This window comes from Iodidimonas gelatinilytica (assembly GCF_008579125.1).
Taxonomy (GTDB): Bacteria; Pseudomonadota; Alphaproteobacteria; order Sphingomonadales; family Rhodothalassiaceae; genus Iodidimonas; species Iodidimonas muriae.
Map to the genome: position 1 here is coordinate 20,722 of NZ_BKCL01000012.1, position 26,579 is coordinate 47,300.

Annotated in this window: 24 protein-coding genes and 4 pseudogenes; 13 read left to right on the forward strand and 15 right to left on the reverse strand. The window is 56.8% G+C overall.

Annotation, left to right across the window (positions count from 1 at the left end; genetic code table 11):
- Positions 1–11: 11 nt before the first annotated feature.
- The 3 genes from JCM17844_RS12260 to JCM17844_RS12270 all read left to right on the forward strand — a co-directional run bounded on the left by JCM17844_RS12260 (position 12) and on the right by JCM17844_RS12270 (position 2,338).
- Positions 12–761 (forward strand): GNA1162 family protein, encoded by a 750-nt coding sequence (locus JCM17844_RS12260; RefSeq protein ID WP_150001216.1) that lies wholly within the window; start codon positions 12–14, stop codon positions 759–761.
- Positions 762–917: 156 nt separating this feature from the next.
- The gene (locus tag JCM17844_RS12265; RefSeq protein WP_150001217.1) at positions 918–1,277 is read left to right on the forward strand and encodes a DUF952 domain-containing protein; all 360 of its coding nucleotides are present in this window, start codon (positions 918–920) and stop codon (positions 1,275–1,277) included.
- On the forward strand, positions 1,274–2,338 hold the full coding sequence (locus JCM17844_RS12270; RefSeq protein ID WP_210431934.1) for a quinone-dependent dihydroorotate dehydrogenase: 1,065 nt from the start codon (positions 1,274–1,276) through the stop codon (positions 2,336–2,338). Before JCM17844_RS12265 ends, JCM17844_RS12270 begins: the two co-directional genes overlap by 4 nt.
- Here the strand turns inward: JCM17844_RS12270 and JCM17844_RS12275 are convergent.
- From JCM17844_RS12275 to JCM17844_RS12285, 3 genes are all read right to left on the reverse strand, one after another.
- Positions 2,329–2,685 (reverse strand): Mpo1-like protein, encoded by a 357-nt coding sequence (locus JCM17844_RS12275; RefSeq protein WP_150001218.1) that lies wholly within the window; start codon positions 2,683–2,685, stop codon positions 2,329–2,331. The genes JCM17844_RS12270 and JCM17844_RS12275 overlap by 10 nt on opposite strands.
- A 75-nt stretch (positions 2,686–2,760) precedes the next feature.
- A complete protein-coding gene (locus JCM17844_RS12280) occupies positions 2,761–3,222 on the reverse strand; it encodes a YcgN family cysteine cluster protein (RefSeq protein WP_150001219.1) in 462 nt (153 codons plus the stop codon).
- Positions 3,219–3,827, reverse strand: a complete 609-nt coding sequence (locus JCM17844_RS12285; protein ID WP_150001220.1) for an SCO family protein — start codon at positions 3,825–3,827, stop codon at positions 3,219–3,221. The genes JCM17844_RS12280 and JCM17844_RS12285 overlap by 4 nt, the downstream gene beginning before the upstream one ends.
- A gap of 154 nt (positions 3,828–3,981) precedes the next feature.
- On the opposite strand from JCM17844_RS12285, the gene JCM17844_RS12290 reads away from it, so the two are divergent.
- The 3 genes from JCM17844_RS12290 to JCM17844_RS12300 all read left to right on the forward strand — a co-directional run bounded on the left by JCM17844_RS12290 (position 3,982) and on the right by JCM17844_RS12300 (position 6,599).
- On the forward strand, positions 3,982–4,566 hold the full coding sequence (locus JCM17844_RS12290; protein WP_150001221.1) for an ankyrin repeat domain-containing protein: 585 nt from the start codon (positions 3,982–3,984) through the stop codon (positions 4,564–4,566).
- Between the two features lie 70 nt (positions 4,567–4,636).
- Positions 4,637–6,001 carry an ActS/PrrB/RegB family redox-sensitive histidine kinase gene (locus tag JCM17844_RS12295; protein WP_150001222.1) on the forward strand — a complete coding sequence of 455 codons (1,365 nt, stop codon included), beginning with the start codon at positions 4,637–4,639 and terminating at the stop codon, positions 5,999–6,001.
- A 49-nt stretch (positions 6,002–6,050) separates the two neighbouring features.
- The gene (locus JCM17844_RS12300; RefSeq protein ID WP_150001223.1) at positions 6,051–6,599 is read left to right on the forward strand and encodes an ActR/PrrA/RegA family redox response regulator transcription factor; all 549 of its coding nucleotides are present in this window, start codon (positions 6,051–6,053) and stop codon (positions 6,597–6,599) included.
- A gap of 7 nt (positions 6,600–6,606) precedes the next feature.
- Here JCM17844_RS12300 and JCM17844_RS12305 read toward each other — a convergent pair whose 3' ends face one another.
- Both JCM17844_RS12305 and JCM17844_RS12310 read right to left on the reverse strand, forming a co-directional pair.
- Positions 6,607–7,722, reverse strand: coding sequence for a hypothetical protein (locus JCM17844_RS12305; protein ID WP_150001224.1), 1,116 nt, complete (start codon positions 7,720–7,722; stop codon positions 6,607–6,609).
- A gap of 367 nt (positions 7,723–8,089) precedes the next feature.
- Positions 8,090–8,695, reverse strand: a complete 606-nt coding sequence (locus JCM17844_RS12310) for a cell wall hydrolase (protein WP_150001225.1) — start codon at positions 8,693–8,695, stop codon at positions 8,090–8,092.
- A 369-nt stretch (positions 8,696–9,064) separates the two neighbouring features.
- Between JCM17844_RS12310 and JCM17844_RS12315 the strand changes: the two genes are divergently transcribed.
- Together JCM17844_RS12315 and JCM17844_RS12320 are read left to right on the forward strand one after the other, a co-directional pair.
- Positions 9,065–9,283: a DUF3126 family protein gene (locus JCM17844_RS12315; protein WP_150001226.1), complete on the forward strand. Its 219-nt coding sequence runs from the start codon at positions 9,065–9,067 to the stop codon at positions 9,281–9,283.
- A 60-nt stretch (positions 9,284–9,343) separates the two neighbouring features.
- A pseudogene (locus JCM17844_RS12320) lies at positions 9,344–10,065 on the forward strand (M48 family metallopeptidase).
- On the opposite strand, the gene JCM17844_RS15355 reads toward JCM17844_RS12320, so the two are convergent.
- The 6 genes and pseudogenes from JCM17844_RS15355 to dnaN all read right to left on the reverse strand — a co-directional run bounded on the left by JCM17844_RS15355 (position 10,062) and on the right by dnaN (position 17,102).
- Positions 10,062–10,388 (reverse strand): hypothetical protein, encoded by a 327-nt coding sequence (locus JCM17844_RS15355; RefSeq protein ID WP_210431936.1) that lies wholly within the window; start codon positions 10,386–10,388, stop codon positions 10,062–10,064. The pseudogene JCM17844_RS12320 and the gene JCM17844_RS15355 sit on opposite strands and share 4 nt — an antisense overlap.
- On the reverse strand, positions 10,349–10,954 hold the full coding sequence (locus JCM17844_RS16165; RefSeq protein WP_235899007.1) for a penicillin-binding transpeptidase domain-containing protein: 606 nt from the start codon (positions 10,952–10,954) through the stop codon (positions 10,349–10,351). The genes JCM17844_RS15355 and JCM17844_RS16165 overlap by 40 nt, the downstream gene beginning before the upstream one ends.
- Positions 10,955–11,190: 236 nt before the next feature.
- Positions 11,191–11,709 (reverse strand): annotated as a pseudogene (locus JCM17844_RS16170) (transglycosylase domain-containing protein); the annotation flags it as partial.
- A gap of 311 nt (positions 11,710–12,020) precedes the next feature.
- Positions 12,021–14,461 (reverse strand): annotated as a pseudogene (gene gyrB / locus JCM17844_RS12335) (DNA topoisomerase (ATP-hydrolyzing) subunit B).
- Positions 14,462–14,517: 56 nt separating this feature from the next.
- Positions 14,518–15,696 (reverse strand): DNA replication/repair protein RecF, encoded by a 1,179-nt coding sequence (gene recF, locus JCM17844_RS12340; protein WP_150001229.1) that lies wholly within the window; start codon positions 15,694–15,696, stop codon positions 14,518–14,520.
- A gap of 293 nt (positions 15,697–15,989) precedes the next feature.
- Positions 15,990–17,102, reverse strand: a complete 1,113-nt coding sequence (gene dnaN / locus JCM17844_RS12345; RefSeq protein WP_150001230.1) for a DNA polymerase III subunit beta — start codon at positions 17,100–17,102, stop codon at positions 15,990–15,992.
- A gap of 446 nt (positions 17,103–17,548) precedes the next feature.
- On the opposite strand from dnaN, the gene JCM17844_RS12350 reads away from it, so the two are divergent.
- Together JCM17844_RS12350 and JCM17844_RS12355 are read left to right on the forward strand one after the other, a co-directional pair.
- Positions 17,549–18,124 carry a hypothetical protein gene (locus JCM17844_RS12350; protein ID WP_150001231.1) on the forward strand — a complete coding sequence of 192 codons (576 nt, stop codon included), beginning with the start codon at positions 17,549–17,551 and terminating at the stop codon, positions 18,122–18,124.
- Position 18,125: 1 nt separating this feature from the next.
- Positions 18,126–18,422 (forward strand): transcriptional regulator, encoded by a 297-nt coding sequence (locus JCM17844_RS12355; protein WP_150001232.1) that lies wholly within the window; start codon positions 18,126–18,128, stop codon positions 18,420–18,422.
- Positions 18,423–18,467: 45 nt separating this feature from the next.
- On the opposite strand, the gene dnaA is transcribed toward JCM17844_RS12355, so the two are convergent.
- The 4 genes from dnaA to mutM all read right to left on the reverse strand — a co-directional run bounded on the left by dnaA (position 18,468) and on the right by mutM (position 22,756).
- On the reverse strand, positions 18,468–19,961 hold the full coding sequence (gene dnaA / locus JCM17844_RS12360) for a chromosomal replication initiator protein DnaA (RefSeq protein WP_210431941.1): 1,494 nt from the start codon (positions 19,959–19,961) through the stop codon (positions 18,468–18,470).
- Between the two features lie 635 nt (positions 19,962–20,596).
- Positions 20,597–20,863, reverse strand: a complete 267-nt coding sequence (gene rpsT, locus JCM17844_RS12365) for a 30S ribosomal protein S20 (protein ID WP_150001233.1) — start codon at positions 20,861–20,863, stop codon at positions 20,597–20,599.
- Between the two features lie 144 nt (positions 20,864–21,007).
- The gene (locus JCM17844_RS12370; protein ID WP_150001234.1) at positions 21,008–21,784 is read right to left on the reverse strand and encodes an enoyl-CoA hydratase; all 777 of its coding nucleotides are present in this window, start codon (positions 21,782–21,784) and stop codon (positions 21,008–21,010) included.
- Positions 21,785–21,913: 129 nt separating this feature from the next.
- Positions 21,914–22,756: a bifunctional DNA-formamidopyrimidine glycosylase/DNA-(apurinic or apyrimidinic site) lyase gene (gene mutM, locus JCM17844_RS12375; protein WP_150001235.1), complete on the reverse strand. Its 843-nt coding sequence runs from the start codon at positions 22,754–22,756 to the stop codon at positions 21,914–21,916.
- Positions 22,757–22,854: 98 nt separating this feature from the next.
- Here mutM and ubiE point away from each other — a divergent pair, with 98 nt between their 5' ends.
- The 3 genes and pseudogenes from ubiE (at position 22,855) to coaBC (ending at position 26,571) form a co-directional block, all read left to right on the forward strand.
- Positions 22,855–23,655, forward strand: coding sequence for a bifunctional demethylmenaquinone methyltransferase/2-methoxy-6-polyprenyl-1,4-benzoquinol methylase UbiE (ubiE, locus tag JCM17844_RS12380; protein WP_150001236.1), 801 nt, complete (start codon positions 22,855–22,857; stop codon positions 23,653–23,655).
- 15 nt (positions 23,656–23,670) lie between these two features.
- A complete protein-coding gene (gene ubiB, locus JCM17844_RS12385; protein ID WP_210431942.1) occupies positions 23,671–25,227 on the forward strand; it encodes a 2-polyprenylphenol 6-hydroxylase in 1,557 nt (518 codons plus the stop codon).
- 122 nt (positions 25,228–25,349) lie between these two features.
- Positions 25,350–26,571 (forward strand): annotated as a pseudogene (gene coaBC / locus JCM17844_RS17390) (bifunctional phosphopantothenoylcysteine decarboxylase/phosphopantothenate--cysteine ligase CoaBC).
- Positions 26,572–26,579 lie beyond the last annotated feature (8 nt).

The window sequence follows — 26,579 nt, forward strand, 5'->3', positions numbered from 1 at the left end:
GGGCCGCCGATATGTTTAAAAACACAATTTTTCTGGCGCTGATCGCTATTCTTTTGTCGGCCTGTGCCTCTTCGATGCAACCAAAAGATTATTCGCTTTTCCGAGAGGCCAATCCCCGGTCTGTGGTGATCGTCCCTGTGATCAACCATTCCCAAGAAGCGGAAGCCGCGGATCTGTTTCTTACAACGCTGGCGATTCCGCTTGCTGAACGCGGTTATTATGTGTTTCCCACCAATATGGTGAGAAGCATGATGGAAGAGGATGGCCTTGCCGATGCCCATTTGGTGCATAGCACGGAAACGCCGATTCTTGGGTCGCTGTTCGGGGCGGATGCGATCCTTTATGTAGAGATCCTCGACTGGAAATCGCAATATGCTCTCTTATCCTCCTCCATTGTGGTGGAATTTCTCTATACGTTGAAAGACGCTCGGACAGGGGCTTTGCTGTGGCAAGATCAGCAGCAGTTTATACAACAAAAGGGGGGGAGTTCGGGGAATATCTTTGCAGATATGATCGCCGCGGCTATTACCGCAGGTGTCGATAATGCGAAATCCGATTATACGCCGGCGGCCCATATGGCAAATGCGATGGCAATGGTTCCCCCGGGTCAGGGGTTACCATTCGGCCCCTATAGCCCGAATTATGGCACGGATCAGGAGCTTTATGCTGCAACGGGAAGCGGGCATTTCAGCGATGCCACCGAAATGGCCGTCTCTTATCCTGTGTCTCCGCAACCCGCCGATGACCAGATCAACGAGTGAGAAAATCCAAGCCATTCATCTCGCGCGCTCCTGCCGATAAGGGGTGCGTGAGATTTGGCATAAAATCTTGCTTATGCCATGGCGCTGTAATTGCGTCTTTTGCCGCAACAGGGTAGATCAACCGTCAGGCAACCCGGCACGGTAATGGACCTTGGCATGCGCGCACCAATTTACAAGATCATGAGCACCGCCCAATGGCAGGCCTTCAAGGAAAGCGGGCATTTCAAAGGATCGGAGATTGATCTTGCCGATGGGTATATTCACTTCTCTACCCGGGAGCAGGTGGCTGAAACGCTGGACCGCCATTATAAAGCCGTGCCCGACCTTGTGCTGTTAAGCGTTGATGTGGCATCCCTTGACGGGGATGCCTTGCGCTGGGAAGCCGCGCGCGGCGGGCAGAAATTCCCTCATCTTTATGCGCCCTTGCCCCTTCATGCGGTGAGTGCCCACAGCGTTCTGGATCTGGATGAAAAGGGTCGCCATAGTCTTCCAACACTACCAGAGCATTTGGCGTGAGCGGTTATATCTGGCCATTTTTCCGTAAGGCTTTGTTCCGGCTTGATCCTGAAGCGGCACATGCTGTGACAGTGCGCGTTTTGGCCTTGCGCAATACCAAAAAACCCAAGCCGGACGCGGCCTCTTTGGCCATTCGATCCAACGCATTGGGGCTTTCTTTTTCGAATCCTTTGGGGGTGGCGGCAGGCTTTGACAAGGATGCACGGGTTCCCGGTGCCATCCGCGCCCTTGGCTTTGGCTTTGCGGAAATCGGTACCGTTACGCCGCAGCCCCAAAGCGGCAACCCACAGCCACGTTTGTTTCGGTTGGAAAAAGACCGGGCGGTGATCAATAGGCTGGGATTCAACAATGCCGGCCATGACTGTGCCTTCACGCGATTGGCCGCTGCAAAAGCTCGCGGCGTTGGGCCGATCGGGGTCAATCTTGGGGCAAATAAAACCTCTTCTGACCGGGTGGCGGATTATTTGACGGGCATCGCGCGTTTCTCGCCCTTGGCGGATTATTTCGCCATCAATATCTCGTCCCCCAATACGCCGGGTTTGCGGGCCTTGCAAAGCCGGGCCGCCTTGCAGAACCTGCTGGACCGTTTGGTTGAAAGGCGTGCCCAACAGCAAAGGCAGGTACCCATTTTTCTCAAGGTCGCGCCCGATCTGACTGAAGGCGATCGCCATGATATTGCCGAAGTGGCCTTGGCGGCGGGCATTGAGGGATTGATTGTTTCCAACACCACATTAAGCCGTCCGACCAGCCTGCTTTCAGACCAGAAAGGCCAGGCCGGGGGCTTGTCCGGGGCACCGCTCATGGCTTTGTCCACAGAGATTCTGGCCGATTTCTACAGGCTAACGGGCGGCAAGCTGGTGTTGATCGGGGTGGGCGGCGTTGCGTCTGGTGCCGATGCCTATGCAAAAATCCGCGCGGGTGCCAGCCTCGTGCAGCTTTATACGGCGCTTATCTATCAAGGGCCCGCCCTGATAAAACAGATCAAGCGCGATCTGATTGCTTTTATGCAACGTGACGGCTTTACCCATATTGGGGAAGCGGTGGGGGCCGATCACCGTTGAGCGGCCATGCGACCCTTGTGCGGAACCCCGGCCTTGTCCAGCCAGCGGCCCAGTTTGCCGGTTAGCCACAAGGCGGTCATCACATAATCGGAAATCAGTGACCAGCCGGGATAGGTAAAGGTGGCGGGGCGGTTTTTTTCGATGAAAAAATGCGCAATCCATGCCGGACCATAGCCCGCAACGGGCATCAGCAACGCAATCCACAATGGCCCGAAGATCAGGCCGTACATTAAAACACCCAAGGCGGAAAAGGCCGCCAGATAATGAAGCGCGCGCGTGGTGGGCCGGGCATGTTCCCGCAGATAATACAGGAAGAATTCGCCATAGGTTTCGATGCGTTCGGACATGATCGCCTCCGCTTGATGAGAATGCCAATATAGCATGGCATCATGGTGATGTGACCTGCCCGATTCGGTCACCGCTCAGAAATCCTCGTTTATAATATGATCTTCCAGCGCCCCTGCCTCGCGCTCGTCCAAAAGCCAGCGGTGGCGCATGGATTGATGGGCTTCATGCACGCTTTCCGGGCGGCCTGAAATCAGTGGATGCCAATTGGGGAGATCCTTCCCTTCATGGACAAGCCGATAGCCGCAGCTTTTGGGCAGCCACTTGAAATCCGCGATCTGATGGGGCTTCAGCACCGTGCAATCGGGCACCCAGCGGGTGCGTGTGGCATAGCGGCTGCAGCGCATGCTGTCGTGATCCAGCAAGCGGCAGGCCACATTGGTATAATAAATATGGCCGCTATCGGCATCTTCCAGCTTGTGCAGGCAGCATTTTCCGCAGCCATCGCATAAGGATTCCCATTGGGCGTGGGTCATATCTTTCAATGCCACGGTCTTCCAGAATGGCGCATCGGTCTGACGGTCGGTGCTGTCGTTCATTTGGCAGCTTTCAATAAGGGGCGCATCACCGCCACCATATCATCGGGTGTTTCCCGCGACGAAAAGAAATCCACAAACTGCCCATCGGGGTCCATCAGCAAAATCATCGAGGCATGATCCACCAGATAGGCATCGCCCGAAACATCTCCGCTTTTCTGGGCATAAACCCGATAAGCATCGGTGGCGGTTTTGATCTGTTCAGGCGAGCCGGTCAACCCCATCAGGCTGAGATGGAACAAGGACACATAGCGCGCCATCTGGTCCACATCATCCCGTTCGGGATCCACGGTGATGAACAAAGGCTGCACCGCCTTTAGGGAAACGCCTTCTTTTTCAAGTTGCTCCAAGGCGCGAGTCATTTTCGCAAGTTCGGTCGGGCAGACATCGGGACAAAATGTATAGCCGAAATAGATCAGCATATAGCGGCCCCGGAAATCCTGATCCGTTACGGTTTTTCCCTCATGGGAGACAAGGCTGAAAGGCCCGCCGATGGGCACGGGATCCGATGGTGCCGGGGCCTGCCTGTCCGGTGACGCCCAGTACAAAAGTCCGAGAGCGCTGAGACAAACCAGCAAGGCTGCGCTAAGGATACGGGGGAGCGTCATATTGTTCTACCTCAATCAATGGCTCTTGATGGAATGTCTTTCACGCTCCACTTTGGGAGCATATGGACTTGGCTCATGATATAAGGGCCATCATTGGTCTTGTCGATGAGGCGAACTGACACCATTTTGGCTTTGCCAATAAGAAAGAAGAGAGATGCGTGTGTTTTTAAATTCTGCCGCCCGTCTTGTTGCCCTTGGATGGATGCTGATGGCCGCCTTTCCGGGCGTATTTTTAGCAATCAGCCCGGCATCTGCACAGTTTTCCGCAGCCTATGAGCTGATCAAGGCCGTGGAAGAGCAAGATTATGCCGAAATGCGCACGCAAATGCTGAAATGCCGTTGCCCCAATGTGCGAACGATTGATGATGTGCCGGTTCTGGTGATCGCAGCCCGCAATGCCGATAAACAAATTGTCGAATATTTGTTGGAATCCGGGGCCAATCCAAATGCGGCAGACCGCACCAGCAAGATGACACCTTTGATGGAATTTGCCCGTCGGGGTGATGTGGCGGGCCTGAATATGCTGTTGGCCCGCAATGCGGATCTGGATGCGGGGAATGATTCGGGGCAAACGGCTTTGATGATTGCGGTGCGATCCCGTCAGGCGCGGGCTGTCAAGGCGTTATTGGATGCCGGGGCCAATGTGGATATGCCCGATTATCAAGGGCAAACGGCGCTGGATGTGGCTCGCTCCATGCGGTTGCGCGATCTGGAACGCCTGTTGATGGACGCAAGCTAATATATAAAGGCCGGGGGTAGGGTGGCGCCCTCTGGAGGTCTCCCGGACGCGCCACCATAGAGACAGCCCCATGATGCGCCTCTCTGCACCTGTGCCAAATTCGCAAGAAACCGCCACCGATCAATCGGCGGGATATGGCAGCTATGTGCGGCTGGGGTCGTTGATCACCATCCGCTGGATGGCCATTGCTGGGCAGCTTTTAACGCTGGCTATCGTTCATTGGGTCTTGGGTTTTCGTTTCGAGGCGCATTGGGCGATCATGGCAATTTCCGCCTCGGCGGCGCTCAATCTTTATCTCAGCATTCGCTATCCACGGGCAAAACAGCTTACCGACTATGAAGCCACCGTTCATCTGGGCTTTGATTTGGTGCAATTGGCGCTGCTTTTATCGCTGACCGGTGGCTGGACCAATCCTTTTGCTTTTCTTCTTGTGGTGCCGGTGACCATTTCCGCCACGGTGCTGTCGCGTAAAAGCACGTGGATTTTGCTGGCATTGGCCTTGGTTTCTTGCCTGATTCTGGCCCGCTGGCACCTTCCTTTGCCATGGGGAGCCGTGCCCCTTCAGATCCCCACCACCTATTTGATTGGTTCATGGATCGGCCTTGTGGTGTCGATGGTGTTTCTGGCCATTTATGCGGCAACGGTTTCTGCCGATGCCCGGCGACGCTCAAAGGCTTTGGCCGCCACCGAAGCGGCGCTGGAACGGGAGCACAAGCTGGCGGAACTGGGCACCCTGGCCGCCGCCGCCGCCCATGAACTGGGAACGCCTTTGGGCACCATTACCTTGGCCGCCCGTGAATTATTGCGCGAAACGCCAAAACAAGATGCCCGTTATGATGATGTGGCTTTGATCAATGATCAGGTTTCGCGTTGTCGGCAAATTCTGGAACGCCTGTCCCATTCCGATCTGGGCGATGCGCCGCACCCTTTTGCCATTCAAACCATCGAGGCATTGGCCAATGAAGCGGCGCGGCCATTCGAGTTTCTGACCGATGTGGTGATCCATGTGCGTGCCCATCCTTTGGAAAACAGCGATACCAAGCAACCGGTGATTACCCGGCGGGCCGAAGTGTTGCATGCGCTGACCAATTTCATCGAAAATGCGGTGGGATTTGCCCGCACGCGGGTGGATGTGAGCATCGGTTGGTCCGCAGAGCGGATTCAGGTGGTGATCGCCGATGATGGCCCCGGTTTTGATCCCACGGTGCAGAAAAAACTGGGGGAGCCTTATGTGACCACCCGCCAGCGTGGCGAAGGGGATGAAGATGATGCCCATGTCAATGCCACCGGCGATACGGGCCTTGGTCTGGGGGTGTTTATCGCCAAAACTCTGCTAGAGCGCACCGGGGCGCGTGTTCAGTTCATCAATGCCCCTCAGGGTGGTGCATCTGTGCGGATTGTCTGGCGGCGCGATCCATTGGGAGCTACAACCTGATTTGGGTTATAAGAGCTACGATACCCGACAAGAAAAAGGATTGACCAATATGGGTGACGAGTCTGCAATCGCTGAGAGAAAACTTTTGGTGGTGGATGATGATCCGCCTTTTCGCGCGCGCCTGGGCCGGGCCATGGAAGGTTATGGCTTTCAGGTGCAGCTGGCCGAAGGGATTGAAGACGCGCTCCGATTGGCTCATCTGCATAAGCCGGGCTATGCGGTTGTGGATATGCGCCTTGAAGATGGCAACGGGCTGGATCTGGTGCCGCAATTGCGCGATGTACGTCCCGATATGCGGGTGGTGATCCTGACCGGTTATGGCAATATCGCCAGTGCTGTGTCGGCTGTAAAAACCGGTGTTGTGGATTATCTGGCCAAACCCGCCGATGCCGAAGCGGTGGCCAATGCTCTTTTGGCGCATGAGGATTCAGCGCCGCCACCACCGCCCGAGAATCCCATGTCTGCCGATCGGGTTCGGTGGGAGCATATTCAAAGGGTCTATGAATTATGCGGGCGCAATGTGTCGGAAACGGCGCGTCGGTTGAATATGCATCGACGCACCTTGCAGCGCATTCTGGCCAAACGGGCTCCGCGTTGATCCGCCGCTAAGATGTCAGCGCCGGACCGCAGAACAAACGAAAACCAAGCCCGGTTCCCAGATTAAGGGCATCGGGCCCATCGCAATGGTCCAGAATCAATTGTGCCGGGTCGCTGGCATTGATGGCATGGGCGATGGCATCCATTTTTTCCGGATAGCTTTCTTCCCACAGGCGCAACAGCCGCCAATCGATGCTGTCAAAATCGCTTGGGAAAAGCTGCGGATCGCGCATGGCATAGATCAAAGGATCATAGCCCGTCAGGGCACAGCCCAGATTATGGTCGTGCAAAGCGCGATGGACCTGTAAATATTGGAAGGGGTCGGCGAAGGCATCGGCTGCATCAATGGCAAAAACCAATCGGCAGGCTCTAAACCGCCGTAAAGCCGGGACGGTGTTGAGAATATGCGCCACGCCGCCAGCCTTCAGACTGCCGATGCTGGCGCTCAGGATCACCGCTTGCAGATCGCGCCCTTCCAGATTCAGATCGCAGGCAAATAAGCGCCGGGCCAATAGATCGGATAATCTGGAGGAAAACCATGATGCGCTGACAAGATCATGGTCGGGCACAAGCGCTTTTGCCAATTGGGCGCGGTCCACGCGATAAAGGCGCATCAAAACAGGCCCCATCCCGTTTTTTCGCGGCATCCGCACCGGACTGTGCTGCACAAAGCGCCCCACATCCGTCACCCGAAGGGCCCGCTCAAGCTGCGAAAAGGCCGATGCGTCCAAGGATTTCAGCGGCGGGGCCGGTTTTTTCTGTGGCGTGATGATGCCCCCTTCGGGCAAGGGGGTGAGCATCCGTGAATTTGGGACGGCTGTTTTTGAATCATCGCCAAGCGGCGGGGCGAGCGCAAAGCTGGAAAAATGCCGGTTTTGTGTGGGCTGCGGGGCATTATCGGCGCGCTGTGCCGCCTGTGCCATTTCAAGGAAGCGGTCATAATCGCTTGCCGAGGACAGTACATAAAAATCGCGCAGCAGGCGATCTTCGGTGCCGTCATCAATGGCTTGCTTCAAGATCGGATCGTCGCGCAGCAGAAATGCGATTTTCAACACGGCTTCATCGAACAGGCTTTTGGGAGCGCGGGCAATGCAGATAATATCGCCGCGTTTCAGCCGAAACAACTTGCTTCATGGTTGTTCAAGATTGCCCGCAAGGGTTGTTCCACAGACCGTAGAACCGCAGGGCTGCGTGACGCTGGCTCTAATGCAGACAGGGGCACGCGCAAGGCATGGCGGTCCTTGCGATGCCGGTTTAGCCGGCGTGCATATTCCAGCAAGAGCTCTGCTGCGGGAGCTTTGGAGAAAGCGGCACCTGATGACTTTCGCATATTCATCCGGCTGTTACAGGGAAAGAGGGTGGGCGCACCTGCGCTTGGAAACGATCCGTCCGGCAGGATAATCCATCGCTCTTTAATAAAATCTTTCCGGCTTTGAAAGGCAAGGCCGACCGTTTGATCCGGTCAGTTGCCTCCGGTTGCCGCATGGATCATCAAACTGGCTTGCCGTTGATCCTGGTAGAATACATGGCGGCCATATTGCGCGGTCTTGCGCATATGTCTTTCCAATAAGGGGCGACATAATCCGCATGATAATGGGTGGCCTGATCCGACATATCGCGCCACATCCGTTCCAGAGCCACGGCGGCGACCAATCGTGATTCCTGCCATGCGGCCTGATTGTGCGGATTATCCGACAGGCCATCACAGGCAAAGGAAAACTGGCATCGGTTGGGGCGGTGTTCATTCTGGAACACCACAGCACAAATGGAATTGGGCCAAAGCGGGCTTTCTACCCGGTTGAGCACCACCTGCGCCACGGCAAGCTGCCCTTTCACCGGCTCGGACCGGGCTTCAAAATACACTGCTTGCGCCAGACACCGCGCTTCCCCTTCAAGTTTGGGGGGAAGGCGGCTTTCCACCAGCGCGATGGCCTCCAGCAAGCTTGCGGGGGCTTTTTGCGGGGTTGGCTCGACCGGTCCCTCCATTGCCATTACCGGCAGGTGGGGCGGCGTTACTGCGCTGTGCGAACCGGGTGCTGGCAAGATTGCAGGCAGAAGCAAAACGACCAGTCCGGCAAGCAGATGAAAGCGGCTCATGACTTTCCCTTTGAAAGACAGTTAAAATGCCTGACGATGCGACCTGTGTTTATTCTGTGGGGGCGGTTATTCCGCTTTGCCCGTTTCGCCCTGTGCGCCCGTACATCCTGCGTCACAATGGCTGGCTTTGATGGCGGCTTCCTTGTCCGCCAACGCGCTTTGGCGCGCTTTTTTCATACGCTCTTTGCTCTTTCCAAGCATCGAGCGGTTCGTCAGGCGCGCATTTTATCTAAAATTAAGACGATAATGAGGCAAAAAGGGTCTGCGGTTCTTTTGTGTCAAGAGCGGCCTATGGTCTGGACCAAGCCGCCCCTGTCCGCTACACCGATGAACCAATCAATAGCCCCAGTTTAGTGGAGGAGGGCCCCCGTGACCCCGACTGAAATCGCCCGCGTTCAAAAATATCTGCGTGAGACTTTTGACAACAACCGTATCAACCTGAAACGTCGCAGCAAAAATACGGATTCGGTGGAAGTTTTGTTGGAAGAAGAATTCATCGGCGTCATCTATAAAGATGATGAAGAAGGTGAAGTGTCTTATGCCTTCAATATGGCCATTCTGGATATGGATCTGCCGGAACTGGATTGATTTCTGGCTGGCAGACAGGACGTGGGTTCATAGGCGGATCAAAAATCAGGGGGGATCGCGATGGCAGATAGAATCCCCCGGAATGTGGCCACGGTCCCATCGGTGGAGATCCGCCAGAACCCCCGCGCCAAACGCCTGACTTTACGAATCGACAAACATAACGCTGTGCCGGTGCTCACCGTTCCAACGGGCATTTCCATGGGACAGATCCAGTCGTTTCTAGAGACGCACAAAGACTGGATCGCGGATCGGGTGGCGGCTCTGCCCGAAGGCATCCGTCTGGTTCCCGATGCCGCCTTTCCCTTTCGTGGCATACCCCATATTATCCGCCATGAGGCCGGCTTTTCCAGAGAGCCTCTTGCCTGTGAGGGCGAGGTGCGGTTGGGCGGGCCGATGGATCATGTGGAGCGAAGAATGTTGCGTTGGCTGCGCAGATGCGCCCGCACCCGCCTTGTGGAGCGGGCGACATATCATGCGCAAAGCTTGGGGTGTCGATCGGGCGGATCAGCGTGCGCGATACCAAAAGCCGTTGGGGCAGTTGCACCACAACCGGAAATCTGAATTTCAGCTGGCGGTTGATTCTCGCTCCCGATGACATTCTGGATTATGTGGCCGCCCATGAAGTGGCCCACCGGGTCGAGATGAATCACAGCCCGCGCTTTTGGGCTGAGGTGGATCGCCTATGCGCCAACAGATCCGCCGCACGACAATGGTTGCGTCGTCATGGCGATGGCTTGATGCGGGTCGGTCCGCCGCCCGGTGGTGAAAGTGCTGCAGACTAGCGGCGGTTTTCTGTGGGCAGGCTGAGGGCCGGCAATGGTCGCACGGGCCGTCCCACATGGGCATCAATCATAAAATCGTGCCAGATCCGTGCGGGCAAAGCCCCGCCCGTTACTTTGTTGGTGGGGCTGTCATTGTCATTGCCAACCCATATGCCCGCCACCAGATCGCTGGTGAATCCCACGAAGAGCGCATCCCGATAATCCTGACTGGTGCCGGTTTTCCCTGCCGCCGGACGATCGATTTGTGCCGCTCGTCCGGTGCCTTGGGTGATGGTATCCACCATCATCGATACCAGAGCAGCCACATGATCGGGGCGGGCCACCCGTGGGCGGGCTTTTGGCTGATACCGATACAGCACCTGCCTTGCCGGTTCTGGATTTCAATGATGGCATAGGGACGCACTTTTTCTCCGCCCGAGGCCAGCGCCGCATAGCCTGCGGTCAGTTCCAGAAGCGATGTGCCCGACGCGCCAAGGGCGATGCTGGGCACCGGCATCATCGGGCTTTCGATGCCCAATCGTTTGGCTAATGCGGCGACGGCGGCAGGGCCTGTCTGCTGCGATACCCGAACGGCCACCGTGTTGAGCGAGCGGGAAAAGGCCTGACGCAGGCTTACCGGCCCCGCATATCCTTGGGAAAAATTCTGCGGGGTCCAGCCATCTATTGTCACCGGACCATCCACAAGCACCGTCTCCGGTGACAGGCCCGCCTCCAGCCCCGCCAGATAGACAAAGGGCTTGAATGCGGAACCGGGTTGGCGGCGTGCCTGAGTCGCCCGGTTATATTGCTGCTTCCATAAGAGCGCCCGCCCATCATGGCCATCACGGCCCCATCCGGTGCCAGCGCCACCAAGGCTCCTTGGTCCACATGCAGTGCCTTGCCCTCTGATGACAGATGATGCTTTAACACCGCCTCTCCCGCCATTTGGGCCGTTGTATCAAGTGTCGTCAAAATTGTTACGGGTCCGTATTGTTTCCCGATCAAGGTGTCTGCGCGCGCACGGACCCAATCGGTGAAATAGCGAACATCCGGTCCCGCCGCATCGTGGGCCATGGCGGGCGGATTGTTTTTGGCCCGTTGCATGGCTTGCGGGGTTAAAAAACCCGCATCCACCATGGCCGCCAAAACCTGCCGGGACCGGGCGAGCGCCCCGTCATAATTATGGGACGGTGCCAAGCGGGAGGGGGCCTTCACCAACCCTGCCAGCATGGCCGCTTCTGGCAGGCTCAATCGTTGGGCGCTATGGCCAAAATAGGTTTCAGATGCCGCATCGATGCCATATGTTCCGGATCCGAAATAAACACGATTGAGATAGAGCGTCAGGATTTGCTCTTTACTGAATTCGCGTTCCAGCCAATAGGCCAGTAGCAATTCCTGAATTTTACGTTTGAGCCGCCGTTCCGAGCTGAGAAACAAATTCTTTGCCAATTGCTGGGTCAGGGTGGAGCCGCCTTGCGATACACCGCCCGCCCGCAAATTGGCCAGCATCGCCCGCCCGATGCCCAGATAATCAACGCCCCCATGCTGGAAGAACCGTCGGTCTTCAACGGCCAGCAGCGCCAGAATCATCACTTCCGGTATATTTTCATAAGACAGCCATTGGCCGCGCACTGGCCCGTAATTGGCCAATGTGGCACCATTCACTGCCTTCACGGTTATGGTGGCTTCCCGGCCCGGCGGCGGCAGATCGGACACATCGGGCAGATCATGGGCCAGCCAGATAAAGCCCACAATACCCAGCACAAACGCCCACACGCCGCCCACCAACCCCCAATAAAAAAGGCGGCGGACAAGGCGGCGCGCAGAGCCGGGCTTTCCGGCACGGGGCGCGGAAGGCTTGGAGCCTCCGGAGTGACCCGAAGGCTTTTGCCGTGCAGATGTGCGTTTTTTAGCCATGATGGCGCCATCCTTGGGGATAATTGCGGCAACCCCGTGATGGCGTCATCCCCGGCGCATTAAATGTCCAGATTGGCCACATTCAGCGCATTGTCCTGAATGAAATTGCGGCGCGGTTCTACCAGATCGCCCATCAGGCGGGTGAACATTTCATCGGCCTGATCGGCTTGATTGACCCGAACTTGCAACAAGGATCGAACATCGGGATCAAGCGTGGTTTCCCAAAGCTGGTTGGGGTTCATCTCGCCCAAGCCCTTATAGCGCTGGATCGACAAGCCCTTGCGGCCAAAGGCCAGAACGCCATCGAACAGGTCTGTGGGCCGCATGGCTTCCACCACACCTTCCTTGCGCCGCAAGGTCACAGCCCGGCTGAACAGCGGAGCCAAAGGCCGGACGCGCTCATCAAGGCGGCGGGCTTCTGCCGAATCGATCAAGGCCGCATCGATCACATGATGATCCTTGATGCCACGCACATCCTGGGTGAAATGATAGCCGCCATCGGCTGCCCGATTGCCGCTCCAGCCCGCTTGATCTTCGGTGCTGGCAACGCGGTTCAGCAGCTCTGCCGCTTCTGTGGCGGCCGCATCGACCTTTTCCGGCTCGTTCAATGTCTGGGCGTTCAGGCCGCCCACAAGGGCCAGCGTTTCAAGGAGTGTGGTATTATAGCGGCTGGGAATGGCATTCAGCAAAGAGCGGATCTGCCGTCCTTGCCCCACCAGATCGGACAGATCCTCGCCGGTTCTCTGGGTGCCTTCCGCATCTTCAAGCACGGCGTCCACCAGCCATTGCCCATCAGATAATCATCCAGCGCTTTATCGTCTTTCAGATACACCTCGGACTTGCCACGGCTCACCTTATAAAGAGGGGGCTGGGCGATATAGAGATGGCCGCGCTCGACCAATTCCGGCATCTGCCGATAAAAGAATGTGAGCAGCAATGTGCGGATATGGGCGCCATCCACATCGGCATCGGTCATGATGATGATCTTGTGATAACGCAGCTTTTCGATATTGAAATCGTCGCGGCCAATGCCCGTGCCCAAAGCGGTGATCAATGTCCCGATTTCATTGGAGGCCAGCATACGGTCGAAGCGGGCGCGTTCCACATTCAAGATCTTGCCGCGCAAGGGCAAAATAGCCTGGAATTTACGGTGGCGACCCTGTTTGGCCGAGCCGCCGGCGCTGTCGCCCTCGACGATAAACAATTCCGATTTTGATGGATCGCGCTCTTGGCAATCCGCCAATTTGCCGGGCAAGGAGGCAATATCCAGTGCGCCTTTGCGCCGGGTCAGTTCCCGTGCTTTACGGGCGGCTTCGCGGGCCGAGGCGGCATCGACGATCTTCTGCACCACCGAGCGGGCCTCATTGGGATGCTCTTCAAACCACTGGCCCAGCTTGTCGGCAACGACGGATTCCACCACCGGACGTACTTCGGACGACACCAGCTTGTCTTTGGTCTGGCTGGAGAATTTCGGGTCCGGCACTTTGACACTGAGCACGGTGGACAGCCCTTCACGGGCATCATCGCCCGATAGGGTGACTTTCATGCGTTTGGCCAGCCCCGATTCATTGGCATAATTGTTGACCGTACGGGTGAGGGCTGCGCGGAAGGCGGCCAGATGGGTGCCGCCATCCCGTTGCGGGATGTTGTTGGTGAAGCAAAAGACGTTCTCGTGATAGCTGTCGTTCCATTGCATCGATATTTCGACGGTGATCCCGTCGCGTTCACCGATAATGGTCACCGGCTCGCCAATCACCGAATTGCGGGTGCGATCGATATATTTCACGAAGGCGGTGATGCCCCCTTCATAATAAAGATCGACAGCTTTGGGTTCTATATGGCGGCGGTCTTCCAGCCGGATGCGTACACCGGAATTGAGGAAGGCCAGTTCACGGAAGCGGTGTTCCAGACGGCCAAAATCAAACTCTGTCTGCACGAAAGTATCAGCTGATGGCAGGAAAGTGATGCGGCTGCCGCTTTGGCCATTGGCCTCGCCGCGCACCACAAGGTCGCCTTGCGGTTCGCCTTTTTCAAAGCGCATCCAATATTCTTTGTCATTGCGCCAAATGGTCAGTTCCAGCCAATCGGACAGGGCGTTCACCACCGATACACCCACACCATGCAAGCCACCGGATACCTTGTAGGAATTCTGGTCGAATTTGCCGCCCGCATGCAATTGCGTCATGATGACCTGCGCCGCCGACACGCCTTCTTCTTCATGGATGGCGGTGGGAATGCCGCGCCCGTTATCGGACACGGTGCAAGATCCATCGGAATTAAGGGTGACGGTGACCTGATCGCAATAGCCTGCCAAGGATTCATCAATGGCATTGTCGGTCACTTCGAACACCATATGGTGCAGGCCTGAGCCGTCTTCGGTATCGCCGATATACATGCCGGGCCGTTTGCGTACGGCATCCAACCCCTTCAGAACCTTGATCGAGTCGGCACCATAATCCTCAACGGCCTGATCTCTTTCACTTTTCTTCATATCGCTCATGGTTTTTCTCGGTCTCGATAAGGGTCAAAAACAAAGGGGAAAAGCCGCTTTCCCGGTCAATTCCGCAAGGGACAGGGGGCAAGCACGCCATCCATCACATGAAATGCATCGGCCTGCCCATCAAGAGGATGAAACAAGGCCGGATCGGTGCCGGTCATCCAGGCTTGGCAGCCCAAAGCTATCAATCGTTCAAACAGATCGGCGCGGCGATCAGGGTCCAGATGGGCGGCCACTTCATCCATCAACAGAATAGGGCGCTGGCCGGTTTGATCCAGAACCAGATCTGCATGGGCTAGAATCATGCCGATCAAGAGTCCTTTTTGCTCTCCGGTGGAGCATAGGGATGCCGGCATGGCCTTGCCGCAATGATACACAATCAGGTCAGAGCGGTGCGGGCCATCCAGAGTGCGCCCTGCGGCGGCATCACGCTTGCGCATCAAGGCCAGATGGGCACGAAAAGCCTCTTCCGTTTCCAAGGCACTGCCAAGCGCCAGATGGTCTTCCACCCAGCCATCCAGCCGGATCTCGCCCCGCGGGAACGGGCCGGGCGGTGCGGCACGCAACCGTATATCCAAATGGCGGACGGTTTCCAGCCGGGCCGCTGCAATGGCCACCGCATGTTCGGCCATCCGCGTTTCCAATGCCGAAAGCCATGCACTGTCGGCTTGTGCACCACGTTCGGCAAACAATCGGTTGCGTTCACGCATTGCCCGTTCATAGGCCGTGACTTGCCGGCCATGATCCGCATGCAGCGCCAAAACGATGCGATCCAGAAAGCGCCGCCGCCCTGAAGCGGATTCCACAAACAAGCGGTCCATCGCCGGCGTTAGCCATAAAACCGCCAAATGCTGGCTCAAAATCCCCGGCCCGTTTGTGGACACGCCATCTATGCGCACCAATCTGCGGCCCGCGCCGTCTTCCTCGCCATCGGCATCGATGCTGTTCGGGGCCATGCCGGTGCCGATCTCCAGCCGGTCATCGCCCTTTTGCAGCTGTACATGTACGGCCCATGGGGCTGTGGCACCGATCCGGGTCATTTCGGTGAGTGCCGCCCCGCGCAGCCCCCGCCCCGGCGCAAAGCACGACAGCGCTTCCAACAGATTGGTTTTGCCCGCACCATTATCCCCCACCAGAACCACAGGCCGTGATTGCGTTCCCTCCAGTGACAAAGTCGTGGCCGGATAGGAGCGAAAATTGGCCAGCTTCAATCGGGTCACATGGCAGCGCGCACCCATCGGCGCCGATCTCTGGAGAGAAGGCGACCGAGTGTCAGACGACCCGGCGTCGAAGGAACCTGCATCAGGCTCGATGGATCGGGGCAATGTGCTGATGGCCAATATTCCTTTTATCGATTCGGCCCTCTTTTATTCAAAGCAGACCATTTTCATCCAAAGCGGATAAGACCTTGCAAGCGGCCAAAGCCTCCAAAGGCATCGATCACAGGCCGCGACGATTCAAAAGCTGCACGGGAGCAAAAACGCCCTCCGCATGATCGGGGCGCCAAGCCATATTGCCGTCCTCCCTATGCTCAGACCCGCATGGGCATCAGCACATAAAGCGCGCTCTCATCGGCTCCATCCCGCATCACTGTGGGCGATGCCGAATCGGCCAGGCGGGCTTCCACTTCATCGCCTTCCACCTGATCAAGAATATCAAGCAAATAACGGGAATTGAAGCCGATCTCCATGGCTTCAGCGCCATAGTCTGCGGCCAGTTCTTCGGTGGCGGTGCCATTTTCCGGGCTGGTGACAGACAGCATGATCTTGTCCGTTTCCAAAGCCAGCTTCACCGAGCGGGATTTATCGGAACTGATGGTAGAGACGCGATCCACCGCTTCGGAAAATTCCTCGCAACTGATCTTCAAAAGGCGGTCATTGCCTTCGGGGATCACGCGGGAATAGTCGGGGAAGGTGCCATCGATCAGCTTGGATGTGACCACGGCATGGGCAAAGCGGAAGAGAATTTTGGTATCCGACAATTCAATGCCGATCTCACCTTCAAATTCATCGAGATGCTTGCGGATTTCCTGCACGGTTTTGCGCGGGATAATAATTCCCGGCATTCCAGCGGCCCCATCGGGCAAGGCCACTTCCACCTGCGCCAGGCGGTGACCATCGGTGGCCACAGCGCGCAAGGTGGAGCCTTTTTCACCCTCGGCCACATGCAGATAAATGCCGTTCAGATAATAACGGGTTTCTTCTGTAGAGATGGCAAAGCGGGTTTTGTCGATCAGCCGCTTCATCTGGGTGGCAGGCAGGGTGAAACGGTGTGGCAGTTCGCCAGCGCTCATCACCGGGAAATCTTCGCGGGGCAGGCAAGCAAGGGTAAAGCGCGACCGGCCGGCATTCAGCGTCAGGGTGCGGTCGTTTAAGGATAGCCCTACCTGTGCCCCATCAGGCAATTTGCGGACGATATCATGCAGGGTGTGGGCGGGCACGGTGGTGGCCCCGTCCTGCGCGATATCCGCCCCCGTATGCTCGACAATGGCGAGATCCAGATCGGTTGCGGTCAAAGTAAGTTGGCCATCTGCCGCTTCGATCTGCACATTGGACAGAATGGGGATGGTGTTGCGCTTTTCCACGACACTTTGAACATGGCTGAGTGCCTTCAGGAGCGCACTACGTTCGATGGTGAGTTTCATGAGGGGCACTTGTTTCTTATGACTGTTGAACGATCCCCGCACTGATCAGCACCGGGAGGCAACCATAGCAGAAATGGCCGCTTGAGCAGTACTTTTTTTCTTCAAAAACCTAGCGCTCAAGTCGTTGATTTAAAAACCGATTCTGGCACGAATGTTAATGGTGATCCCGACACCGGTTTTTGCATGCTTTTCGGGGGCGCTTTTCGCATGCTTTTTCGCATCAGAATGGCGCGATGCCGTGGGCTGTTTCACGGGGTGCCGCCATCGGGATAGACAACCCATCTGGCAGCCGCTAGCCCGGTTCAGCGCCGAAACGCTATCCACCAAACACTCTCCTCAAACCCTATTCCTGGGAGCACCTTAAACCATGGGCTGCCAAAATTTCTTGACGGAAGGATAAACGCAAATTACTCTGTTTTTCAGAGTTATCTAATTTGGAGAATAAGATGATCAGTCAAGATGAAGCCGACAAAACCTTGAGAGATATCGACCGCACCATGGGCCGCACCAGCCGTGGTCTTGGGTATCGTGCGGGTGCACCGCATTTGATGATCTGGGGCGTGATCTGGTGTCTGGGATATGGGCTGTCTTTTTTTAGCCCCGATCTGGGTTGGCATTGGTTGGTGCTGCTTGGCCTTGGTATTCTTGGAAGCACCATGGCCGGTATCCGCTATGCTCCGAAACGTATGACGCATCATGGGCCAAGCACGGCATCCTATCATCTGGCTGGGCGGTATTTGGCCTCGGCCGTTTTGGGGATCGGGTTTTTCACGGCGCTGTTTGCCATTTTGCCACCCCTTAATTCCTATCAGCTTGGAAGCATTTTTCCACTGGTGGTGGCGGCGCTTTATGGCGGCATCGGCATCTGGTCGGGCCAAGTGAAATTGGGACTCACCGGATTGGCGGTGGGGCTGCTGACATTATTTGGTTATTTCATGGTTCCCAACGGATTCGAACTCGTTTTGGCCTTGGGTGGCGGGGGCGCGTTGCTTCTTGGCGGCTTGTGGATGCGGAGGTGGTAAGATGAAAAACGCACAACCCGATCGTCTGATCCATCAGCCAATCCGCACCCGCATCATGGCGGCTCTGGCCCCATTGGCACGCGGTAGTCTTCTGGAGTTTCGGGATCTCAAAACCCTGACGGAAGCCACCGACGGCAATCTGGGGTCACATCTCACCGCATTGGAAACCGCCGGATATGTACGCATCAGCAAGGATTTCCATGGCAAGCGCCCGCGCACACGGGTGGGGATGACAGAACAGGGCCATGCGGCTTTCGATGCCTATCGGTCTTATCTGCGCACGCTTCTGGATGCTTAAAGCTGGCTCTCAGGCTAAACGGTCGCGATCTATGGGGGTGCGGCCTTAGCCTTGCAGTTTGCGCATCAGGCGGGTGATATCTTCATCAAGCGTGGAATCCGAACGCCGCAGATCCTCGATCTTCTTCACCGCATGGATCACCGTGGTATGGTCGCGGCCACTGAATTTGCGCCCAATCTCCGGTAACGAGCGCTGGGTCAATTGCTTGGCCAGATACATGGCCACTTGTCGGGGCCGGGCAATATTGCGCGCCCGGCGCTCCGACAGCATTTCCGTTACCCGCAAATTATAATGATCCGCCACGGCCTTCTGGATTTCATCGATATTGATTTTACGGTCATTGGCCCGCAACAGATCCGCCAGCACTTCCCGCACCACATCTACGGTCACCGCGCGTCCCACAAGCTGGGCATAGGCCACGACGCGGTTCAAAGCGCCTTCCAGTTCACGCACATTGGAGGTGATCTTGCGAGCCAGAAAATCAAGAATATCCATGGGGATATCCACAGCCGCCGCTTCCGCCTTGCTTTGCAAAATGCCCAGACGCAATTCGTAATCGGTGGGGTGGATATCCGCCACCAGCCCCCAGCCAAGGCGGGAGACGATTCGTTCCTGGAACCCTTCCAGATCGGTGGGGGACCGGTCTGCCGAGATGATCAGCTGCTTTTGGCTTTCGATCAGGGCATTGAAGGTGTGAAAAAATTCTTCCTGCGTTGAGTCTTTGTTGGCGATGAACTGGAAATCATCCAGCATCAGCAGATCAACGGACCGAAATTGTTGCTTGAACGACATGGTATCGCGGTATCGCACCGAAGCGATGAACTGATACATGAATTTTTCGGCGGAAATATACAGCACGCGGCGGCCGGGATAGCGGGTGGAATATTCCCAGGCGATGGCGTTCATCAAATGGGTTTTCCCCAGACCGACGCCGCCATGCAAAAAGAGCGGATTGAAGGGAATGGTTTGCGCTTCCGATACCCGCCGCGCTGCCGCATGGGCAAAGGCATTGGATTTCCCCACAACAAAGCTGTCGAAGGTATAGCGCGGTTCCAACCGGCCGCCCATGCCTTCAACGCCATCGCCTTGCCCTTGCATGGTGCGGGCCTGTGCGGGAAGCGGCGAGGGTGTGGAGCCGGGTTGGGCATAATCGGGCATGGCCGAGCCAAGGGTGGCATTGGCATGGGCTGCGGGGCTTTCCGCCACATTCAAAGCGCCGTCGGAGTCGGTATCCTCGCAAAGTTCGCGCTTTGATACTTCAACCAGCACATCGGCGACCTGTTCCGGCCCGGCCGCCATCAACGAGCGAATACGGGTCAGATAATTGCGCTCAACCCAATCGCGGATAAAGTCGGTGGGGACGCTCAAATGCGCCACGCCGCCGTGGATGTTGGACAAGCGCAAAGGCCGTAACCAGCGGTCAAACTGCGCCTGACCATATTCCTGCCGCAGCTGGGTTTGCACCCAGCGCCAATGCTGGCCCCCATCCGCCTGTATATTGGATGGTGCTTGTTTTATCTGGCTTTGTTTTATTGTCACGCCCACGTCCCCATCTGTGTACGTCTCTGCCTCCCTGTATCAGCCTGTTGCTGGACTTTTTGCCGCTTTGAACGCGCTTCTTTATGTCGGTGGTTCTGCCGGTAGATCTGTTTATGCACCACCCCGGTATTCCTGATTCATGCGTGAATAAACGGCAATCCTGCGGCCATACTCCTGCCCCTCCCCTTGTTTCGGGGAAACTGATCCAACATCAAAAACAAAGCCATATCTAAAAAACATGGCAGTCCGCCATGTTTGTACAATCGCTCACGAATTTAGGGACGAAGGGGAAAAATCGCCGAATTTTCATCCGTCTCCCCTTAAAGCGGCATTACCGCCGCTTACCCGAAAAGACGCCATATTCAGCTTCGTCCAACGTGGGTAATGAAACTACATCCCCCCCAAGTGCCCCGCAACCGATTCCATCATCGGGGCTTCAAGTTTTTGAGGAAAAAGTGGTTAACCCGGAACGAGGCACTAGATGTTGAGAGTTGCGCGGTAGCCGCATGAAAAAGGTGCGGGCAAAAGAAAAACAACAGCAAAAAAGCCACACGTATTCCATGTAGCTTTCAATGCATTCATCTCAGGATAGAAGGCCGGGCCCGACTCAGGGCCAAAAGCCTGTCCTGATTATATCAGGCGCTCAACGCATTCACGCGGCGTGCCAAACGCGACACTTTGCGGGATGCGGTGTTTTTGTGCAAAACACCTTTGGAAACGCCGCGCTTGATTTCAGGCTCGGCGGCCTTGAACGCGTCGGCAGCAGCGCTTTGATCGCCCGATTCAAGGGCAAGCTCTACCTTTTTTATGAATGTGCGAATGCGCGACCGACGGGCCGTATTAATCTCGGCACGACGATCATTGCGGCGGACACGCTTTTTGGACTGTGGCGAATTTGCCATTTTTCTAACCTTCTCCGGTCGAAGGGCAGCGGCCATCCGGTTTTTTCTCTGCGCCCGGCGGCACTGCCTCTCAAAACTAAGATGCGCTCTATATAGGCAGCGATTGACGAGGTCAACCGCCGTTCATGGATTTCCCATCGCTTTTCAGCGATTTTTGAATTGCGGCCGCCGTTTTTCGATGAAAGCCGCCATTCCTTCACTTTGATCTTCAAAAGCAAACAGCGAATGAAACACCCGACGTTCAAAGCGAACGCCTTCCGCCAATGTGGTTTCATAAGCGCGATTGACCGATTCTTTTGCCAGCATCACTGCCGGACGCGAATAGGTCGTGATCTTTTCTGCCGTATCCAGGGCTTCATCCAGCAGGTCTTCTGTTGGCACCACCCGTGACACAAGGCCCGAGGCCAGTGCTTCGGCGGCATCCATATGGCGTCCGGTCAGCACCATATCCATGGCCTTTGATTTCCCCACAAAGCGGGTGAGTCGCTGGGTTCCGCCGCCACCGGGGATGACGCCGATGGTGATTTCCGGCTGGCCGAATTTGGCATTTTCCGCAGCGATGATGAAATCGCACATCATGGCCAGTTCACAGCCGCCCCCAAGGGCAAAGCCGGCCACCGCGGCAATGATCGGTTTTCTGACGCGGGTGGCTTCTTCCCAATTGGCGGTGATGAAGTCTTCCATGAAGACATCCGTATAGTCTTTTTCCGCCATTTGCTTGATATCGGCCCCTGCGGCGAAGGCTTTTTCGCTGCCAGTGATTACGATGCAGCCGATTTCGTCATCGGCTTCCAGATCGCGTAAGGCCGCCGTTAGCTCGTCCATAAGCTGATTGTTCAGCGCATTCAGCGCTTTTGGGCGATTGAGAGTGATAACCCCCACGGCCTCACGCTTATCAAGGAGAATTGTCTCATAGGACATGGCGTACCTCATTTTGTAGCTTCATTGCCCGAAGCCCGTCCATCGGCTCAAGCGCTCTTGCTTAGCTTCATGCTGTGGGTTTTGCAAAAGATGTTTCCATACCACCCGCTAAGCAAAGGCCCAAGCGGCTTAGCGCTGGCAAGCGCCGCAGAAAAAAGTGGAGCGCCCCGCCTGTACCAGCTTTTGCACCGCCGACTCGCAGCCCGGGGTCGAGCATGGTTCTCCTTCCCGGCCATAAACACGGAATCGATGCTGGAAATATCCCAGTTCGCCAGACACCTGTGCATGGTCTTGCAATGTAGAGCCGCCTGCTGCAATGGCATCTTTTAAAACAGTTTGTACGGCCTCTACCAACCTGCCCGCGCGATCGGGGGTCAGGCTGGATGCCAGACGGCAGGGGGACAAGCGGGCATGAAACAGCGATTCGCACACATAGATATTGCCCAGTCCGGCCACCACATGCTGATCCATCAAGGCGGTTTTGAGCGGGCTTTTGCGGCCCTTCAATCTGTTCACCAGATAAGGCGCATCGAAATGCTCGCCCAATGGCTCCGGCCCCAGATCGCGCAACAGGGGATGAAGGGACAGATCGGCTTCGTTACCAAGCACCACCATGCCAAACCGTCGGGCATCATTCAGAACCACCCGCGCTCCGGTTTCCATTTCCAGCACCAAATGGTCGTGCTTTAAAAGGTCGGGCCATGCGCCGGGCAGATCTACCCGCACCCGTCCCGACATGCCCAAATGCAGGATCATCACCACAGCATCGGGCCCGCCTTCGGTTCTTATCAGCGCATATTTGGACCGCCGATCCACATTTGCCACGGTGCGGCCCACCAGCCTTTGGGACAAATCCACCGGAAATGGTACACGCAATCCACTCCGTCTTGTCTCGACGCGGCGGATGCGGATGCCTTCCAGATAAGGCCGTAATCCACGACAGACGGTTTCAACTTCCGGCAATTCCGGCATATCTTTTCTCAAACAGACTAAAGGCCGTGTGGTGTCCCACTAGTATCGGGCAAAAAGCTCCGCTATGGTCCGCCGCGCAATCACATGGACCAAAGAGCATGTCAAGCACCACAGACCACGCTTTAGACCCGCAAACAAATGAAACCGGCACCGAAGCCGCCACCGCATGGTTCGGAAACGAACGGGTGGCAGAAGCGGATAAAGCGCGCCGGGTACATGATGTGTTCGCCAAGGTGGCCAGCCGTTATGATCTGATGAATGATTTCATGAGCGGCGGGCTGCATCGGCTGTGGAAATCCAGCCTGATCGATACGCTCAATCCCCGCCCCGGCATGCACTTGCTGGATGTGGCGGGTGGCACCGGCGATATTGCCTTTCGCTTTTTGAAAGGGGCCAAGGGCGAAGGCCATGTGACCATTCTGGATATCAATGATCATATGCTGGCGGTGGGGCGCGACCGGGCGGAAAAGCAAGGGCTTGTGGGCCGCATTGACTGGACCTGCGGCGATGCGCAATCCCTGCCTTTGCCTGATCGCACGGTGGATGCCTATAGCATCGCCTTTGGCATCCGTAATGTGACGAAAATTCCGCTGGCATTGGCGGAAGCCCATCGGGTTTTGAAATTTGGCGGACGGTTTTTGTGCCTTGAATTCTGCCCGCATTTGGCGGTGCCGTTTTTTGACCGGCTTTATGCGCGGTATTCTGATGCGGTGATCCCCCGGCTTGGTGGTCTGGTGGCCAAGGACGAGCCGTCTTATCGGTATCTGGTCGAGAGTATTCGCCGCTTTCCCGCTCCGGAGACATTTGCCCAGATGATGCGTGACGCGGGCTTTGAAACCGTCACCCATCGGCTGATGTCGGGCGGGGTGTGCGCCCTTCATAGTGGCTGGAAATTGTGAGCAAAGGGTCTGATCGTGCGTGACGCTATTCGCCACAGCTTCCGGTTTTTATCGGTTATCCATGAATTGGCGCGCCATGATGCGTTGTTCTGGGTGGATGATCTGGGCCGTGCGCCTGCGGGCATAAAAACCGCCATCCGGCTGATGACCGGGCTGGTTTTCCGGAAGAAAAACCTGCCCCAGGAGCCGGGCGCGCGGCTGGCCGCTGCTTTGCGGGAATTGGGCCCCGCCTATATCAAGCTGGGCCAGATGTTGGCCACTCGACCCGATCTGATGGGCGATGCCATCGCCCGTGATCTCAGCTCTTTGCAGGATCGTCTGCCGCCTTTTTCCGCCGAGATCGCCCGCGCACGGATCGAAAGCGAACTGGGCTGCCCGCTGGATACGGTTTTTGCGGAATTTTCTCCGCAGCCGGTGGCGGCGGCTTCCATCGCGCAGGTGCATAAAGCCCGCAAGCATGATGGCACATGGGTGGCCGTGAAAATTTTGCGGCCCGGCGTGCGCGCCGCTTTCGAGCGGGATCTGGCGGCGTTTTCCTGGTTTGCCGGAATCGCCGAACGCTCGATCCCCAAGGCCCGGCGTTTGCGTCCGGTGGCGGTGGTGGACACCATCAAGGACAGCGTGGCCAATGAGCTGAATTTACGGCTGGAAGCCGCCGCCGCATCGGAATTGGCGGAGAATATGGCGGGAACGCCGGGTTACCGTATCCCGGCCATTGATTGGGAATTCACCACAGGTCGGATGATGACCATGGAATGGGTGGATGGCATTCCCTTGAGCGACAATGAAGGGCTGGAAGCGGCGGGATTTGATCGTGCGGCGCTGGCCTCGACCATTGTGCGGGCCTTTTTGCTGCAAGCGATGCGGGATGGCTTTTTTCACGCCGACTTGCATCAGGGCAATCTGTTTGTTCAGGCCGATGGCACGGTGGTTGCGTTGGACTTCGGTATTGTCGGGCGGCTGGACCGGGAATCCCGGCGCTATCTGGCGGAAATCCTCTACGGTTTTTTGCAAAAGGATTATCGAAGGGTGGCGCGTTGGCACTTCTCGGCAGGCTATGTGCCCAAAGACCGGTCGGAAGAAACCTTTGCCCAGGCCATGCGGGCGGTGGCCGAACCGATTTTCGGGCGGCCTGTGCGCGCGGTTTCCGCCGGGCGGCTTTTGGGGCAGCTTTTTGCCACCACGGAAGCCTTTGGTATGGAAACCCAGCCGCAATTGCTGCTGTTGCAGCGCTCTATGGTGATGGTGGAAGGCATGGCCCTGCATCTGGATCGGGACGCCAATATGTGGGCCTTGTCCCGTCCGGTGATTGCCGACTGGATGCGCGACCAGCTTAGCCCCGAAGTGGCGTTGGCCGACGGGATCGTGGAAGTGGTGGATGGGCTGAAGCAGCTTCCCGGCATGATCGTCCGCGCCAATAACCTGCTGGAAAAGCTGGAGCAGGATTTTGACCATAAAGCCCCGCAGAAAACGGCCAAAGCCCATTCGGCACGGATGTGGATAGGGTTTATACTGATGGGCCTTGTCGGGTCGGTCGCTGGGCTTGTGATCGGCCTTGTTCTGTCACATTAAAGTCGGCACCGATTGCCGCCCCGCGCGCATCCGGCTATAGGCTAGACTGTCATTTTTACGACCAAAGCGATACGGATCAAAGGGACATAACGCCCCGACCGGAAGGAAGGATCGACAACGCCATGCTTCAGGCAAAACGGATATTGCTGATTATCGGCGGTGGCATCGCAGCTTATAAATCGCTCGATCTTATCCGCCGCCTGCAAGATGAAGGGGCGCAGGTGCGTTGTATCCTCACCAAAGCCGGGGCGCAGTTTGTTACGCCGCTTGCGGTGTCCAGCCTTAGCCAGGACAAATGCTATACGGATCTGTTCTCCCTGACCGATGAAGCGGAAATGGGTCATATCCGTCTGTCGCGGGAAGCGGATCTGGTGCTTGTGGCTCCTGCAACAGCGGATTTGATGGCCAAAATGGCGCATGGTCTTGCCAATGATCTGGCCACCACGGCCTTATTGGCCACCGACAAGCCGGTGATGGTGGTGCCTGCCATGAATGTGGAAATGTGGGCGCATCGGGCAACACAGCGGAATATGGCGCTTTTGCAAGCGGATGGCATTGCGGTGGTTGGGCCGGAAAGCGGTGTGATGGCCTGTGGTGAAGTAGGGGCGGGGCGCATGAGCGAAGTGCCCGATATCATTGCCGCCGTCAAAACCCATTTCAGCGGCCCGCTTGGCCGGCCTTTATCGGGCCGCCATGCGGTGGTGACGGCTGGTCCCACCCATGAACATTGATCCGGTGCGCTATATCGCCAACCGGTCCTCGGGAAAGCAAGGCTATGCCATTGCCGGGGCGTTGGCCGCTTTGGGGGCGCGGGTGACATTGGTTTCCGGTCCCACCCATCTTCCTACCCCGAAAGATGTGGATCGCGTGGATGTGGAACAGGCCGTTGATATGCTGGCCGCTGTTGAAAAGGCGCTGCCCGCCGATATCGCCATTTGCGTGGCGGCGGTGGCTGATTGGCACGTGGCGGGCCAGAACGGCCAGAAAATAAAGAAAGAGGCAAGCGGTGCGCCGCCCAGCCTCAGATTCGCGGAAAATCCCGATATTCTGGCGACGTTGAGCCAGCATTCCACACAGCGTCCGGCCCTTGTGGTGGGCTTTGCCGCCGAAACCGAACATGTGCTGGATCATGCCACCCGCAAGCGCCAACGCAAGGGATGCGACTGGATCATTGCCAATGATGTGTCTCACCAGACGGGGGTCATGGGCGGTGATGACAATCTTGTCACCTTGATCAGTGCCGATGGGGCCGAACAATGGGCGAAGGCGGATAAACATGCCGTTGCCCGGCAATTGGCGACACGCATTGCCGATTGGTTCGATCACCGCCGCAAAGACTCCTGATCCGCATA

Coding starts and splice junctions, on each gene's coding strand:
- JCM17844_RS12350 (WP_150001231.1), top strand. CDS start 17,549: ATGATCAGTCAAGATGAAGCCGACAAAACCTTGAGAGATATCGACCGC.
- JCM17844_RS12355 (WP_150001232.1), top strand. CDS start 18,126: ATGAAAAACGCACAACCCGATCGTCTGATCCATCAGCCAATCCGCACC.
- rpsT (WP_150001233.1), bottom strand. CDS start 20,863: ATGGCAAATTCGCCACAGTCCAAAAAGCGTGTCCGCCGCAATGATCGT.
- JCM17844_RS12275 (WP_150001218.1), bottom strand. CDS start 2,685: ATGTCCGAACGCATCGAAACCTATGGCGAATTCTTCCTGTATTATCTG.
- JCM17844_RS12265 (WP_150001217.1), top strand. CDS start 918: ATGCGCGCACCAATTTACAAGATCATGAGCACCGCCCAATGGCAGGCC.
- JCM17844_RS12280 (WP_150001219.1), bottom strand. CDS start 3,222: ATGAACGACAGCACCGACCGTCAGACCGATGCGCCATTCTGGAAGACC.
- recF (WP_150001229.1), bottom strand. CDS start 15,696: ATGGGTGCGCGCTGCCATGTGACCCGATTGAAGCTGGCCAATTTTCGC.
- mutM (WP_150001235.1), bottom strand. CDS start 22,756: ATGCCGGAATTGCCGGAAGTTGAAACCGTCTGTCGTGGATTACGGCCT.
- ubiE (WP_150001236.1), top strand. CDS start 22,855: ATGTCAAGCACCACAGACCACGCTTTAGACCCGCAAACAAATGAAACC.
- dnaN (WP_150001230.1), bottom strand. CDS start 17,102: ATGAAACTCACCATCGAACGTAGTGCGCTCCTGAAGGCACTCAGCCAT.
- JCM17844_RS12285 (WP_150001220.1), bottom strand. CDS start 3,827: ATGACGCTCCCCCGTATCCTTAGCGCAGCCTTGCTGGTTTGTCTCAGC.
- JCM17844_RS12370 (WP_150001234.1), bottom strand. CDS start 21,784: ATGTCCTATGAGACAATTCTCCTTGATAAGCGTGAGGCCGTGGGGGTT.
- JCM17844_RS12295 (WP_150001222.1), top strand. CDS start 4,637: ATGATGCGCCTCTCTGCACCTGTGCCAAATTCGCAAGAAACCGCCACC.
- JCM17844_RS12310 (WP_150001225.1), bottom strand. CDS start 8,695: ATGAGCCGCTTTCATCTGCTTGCCGGACTGGTCGTTTTGCTTCTGCCT.
- JCM17844_RS12300 (WP_150001223.1), top strand. CDS start 6,051: ATGGGTGACGAGTCTGCAATCGCTGAGAGAAAACTTTTGGTGGTGGAT.
- JCM17844_RS12260 (WP_150001216.1), top strand. CDS start 12: ATGTTTAAAAACACAATTTTTCTGGCGCTGATCGCTATTCTTTTGTCG.
- JCM17844_RS12290 (WP_150001221.1), top strand. CDS start 3,982: ATGCGTGTGTTTTTAAATTCTGCCGCCCGTCTTGTTGCCCTTGGATGG.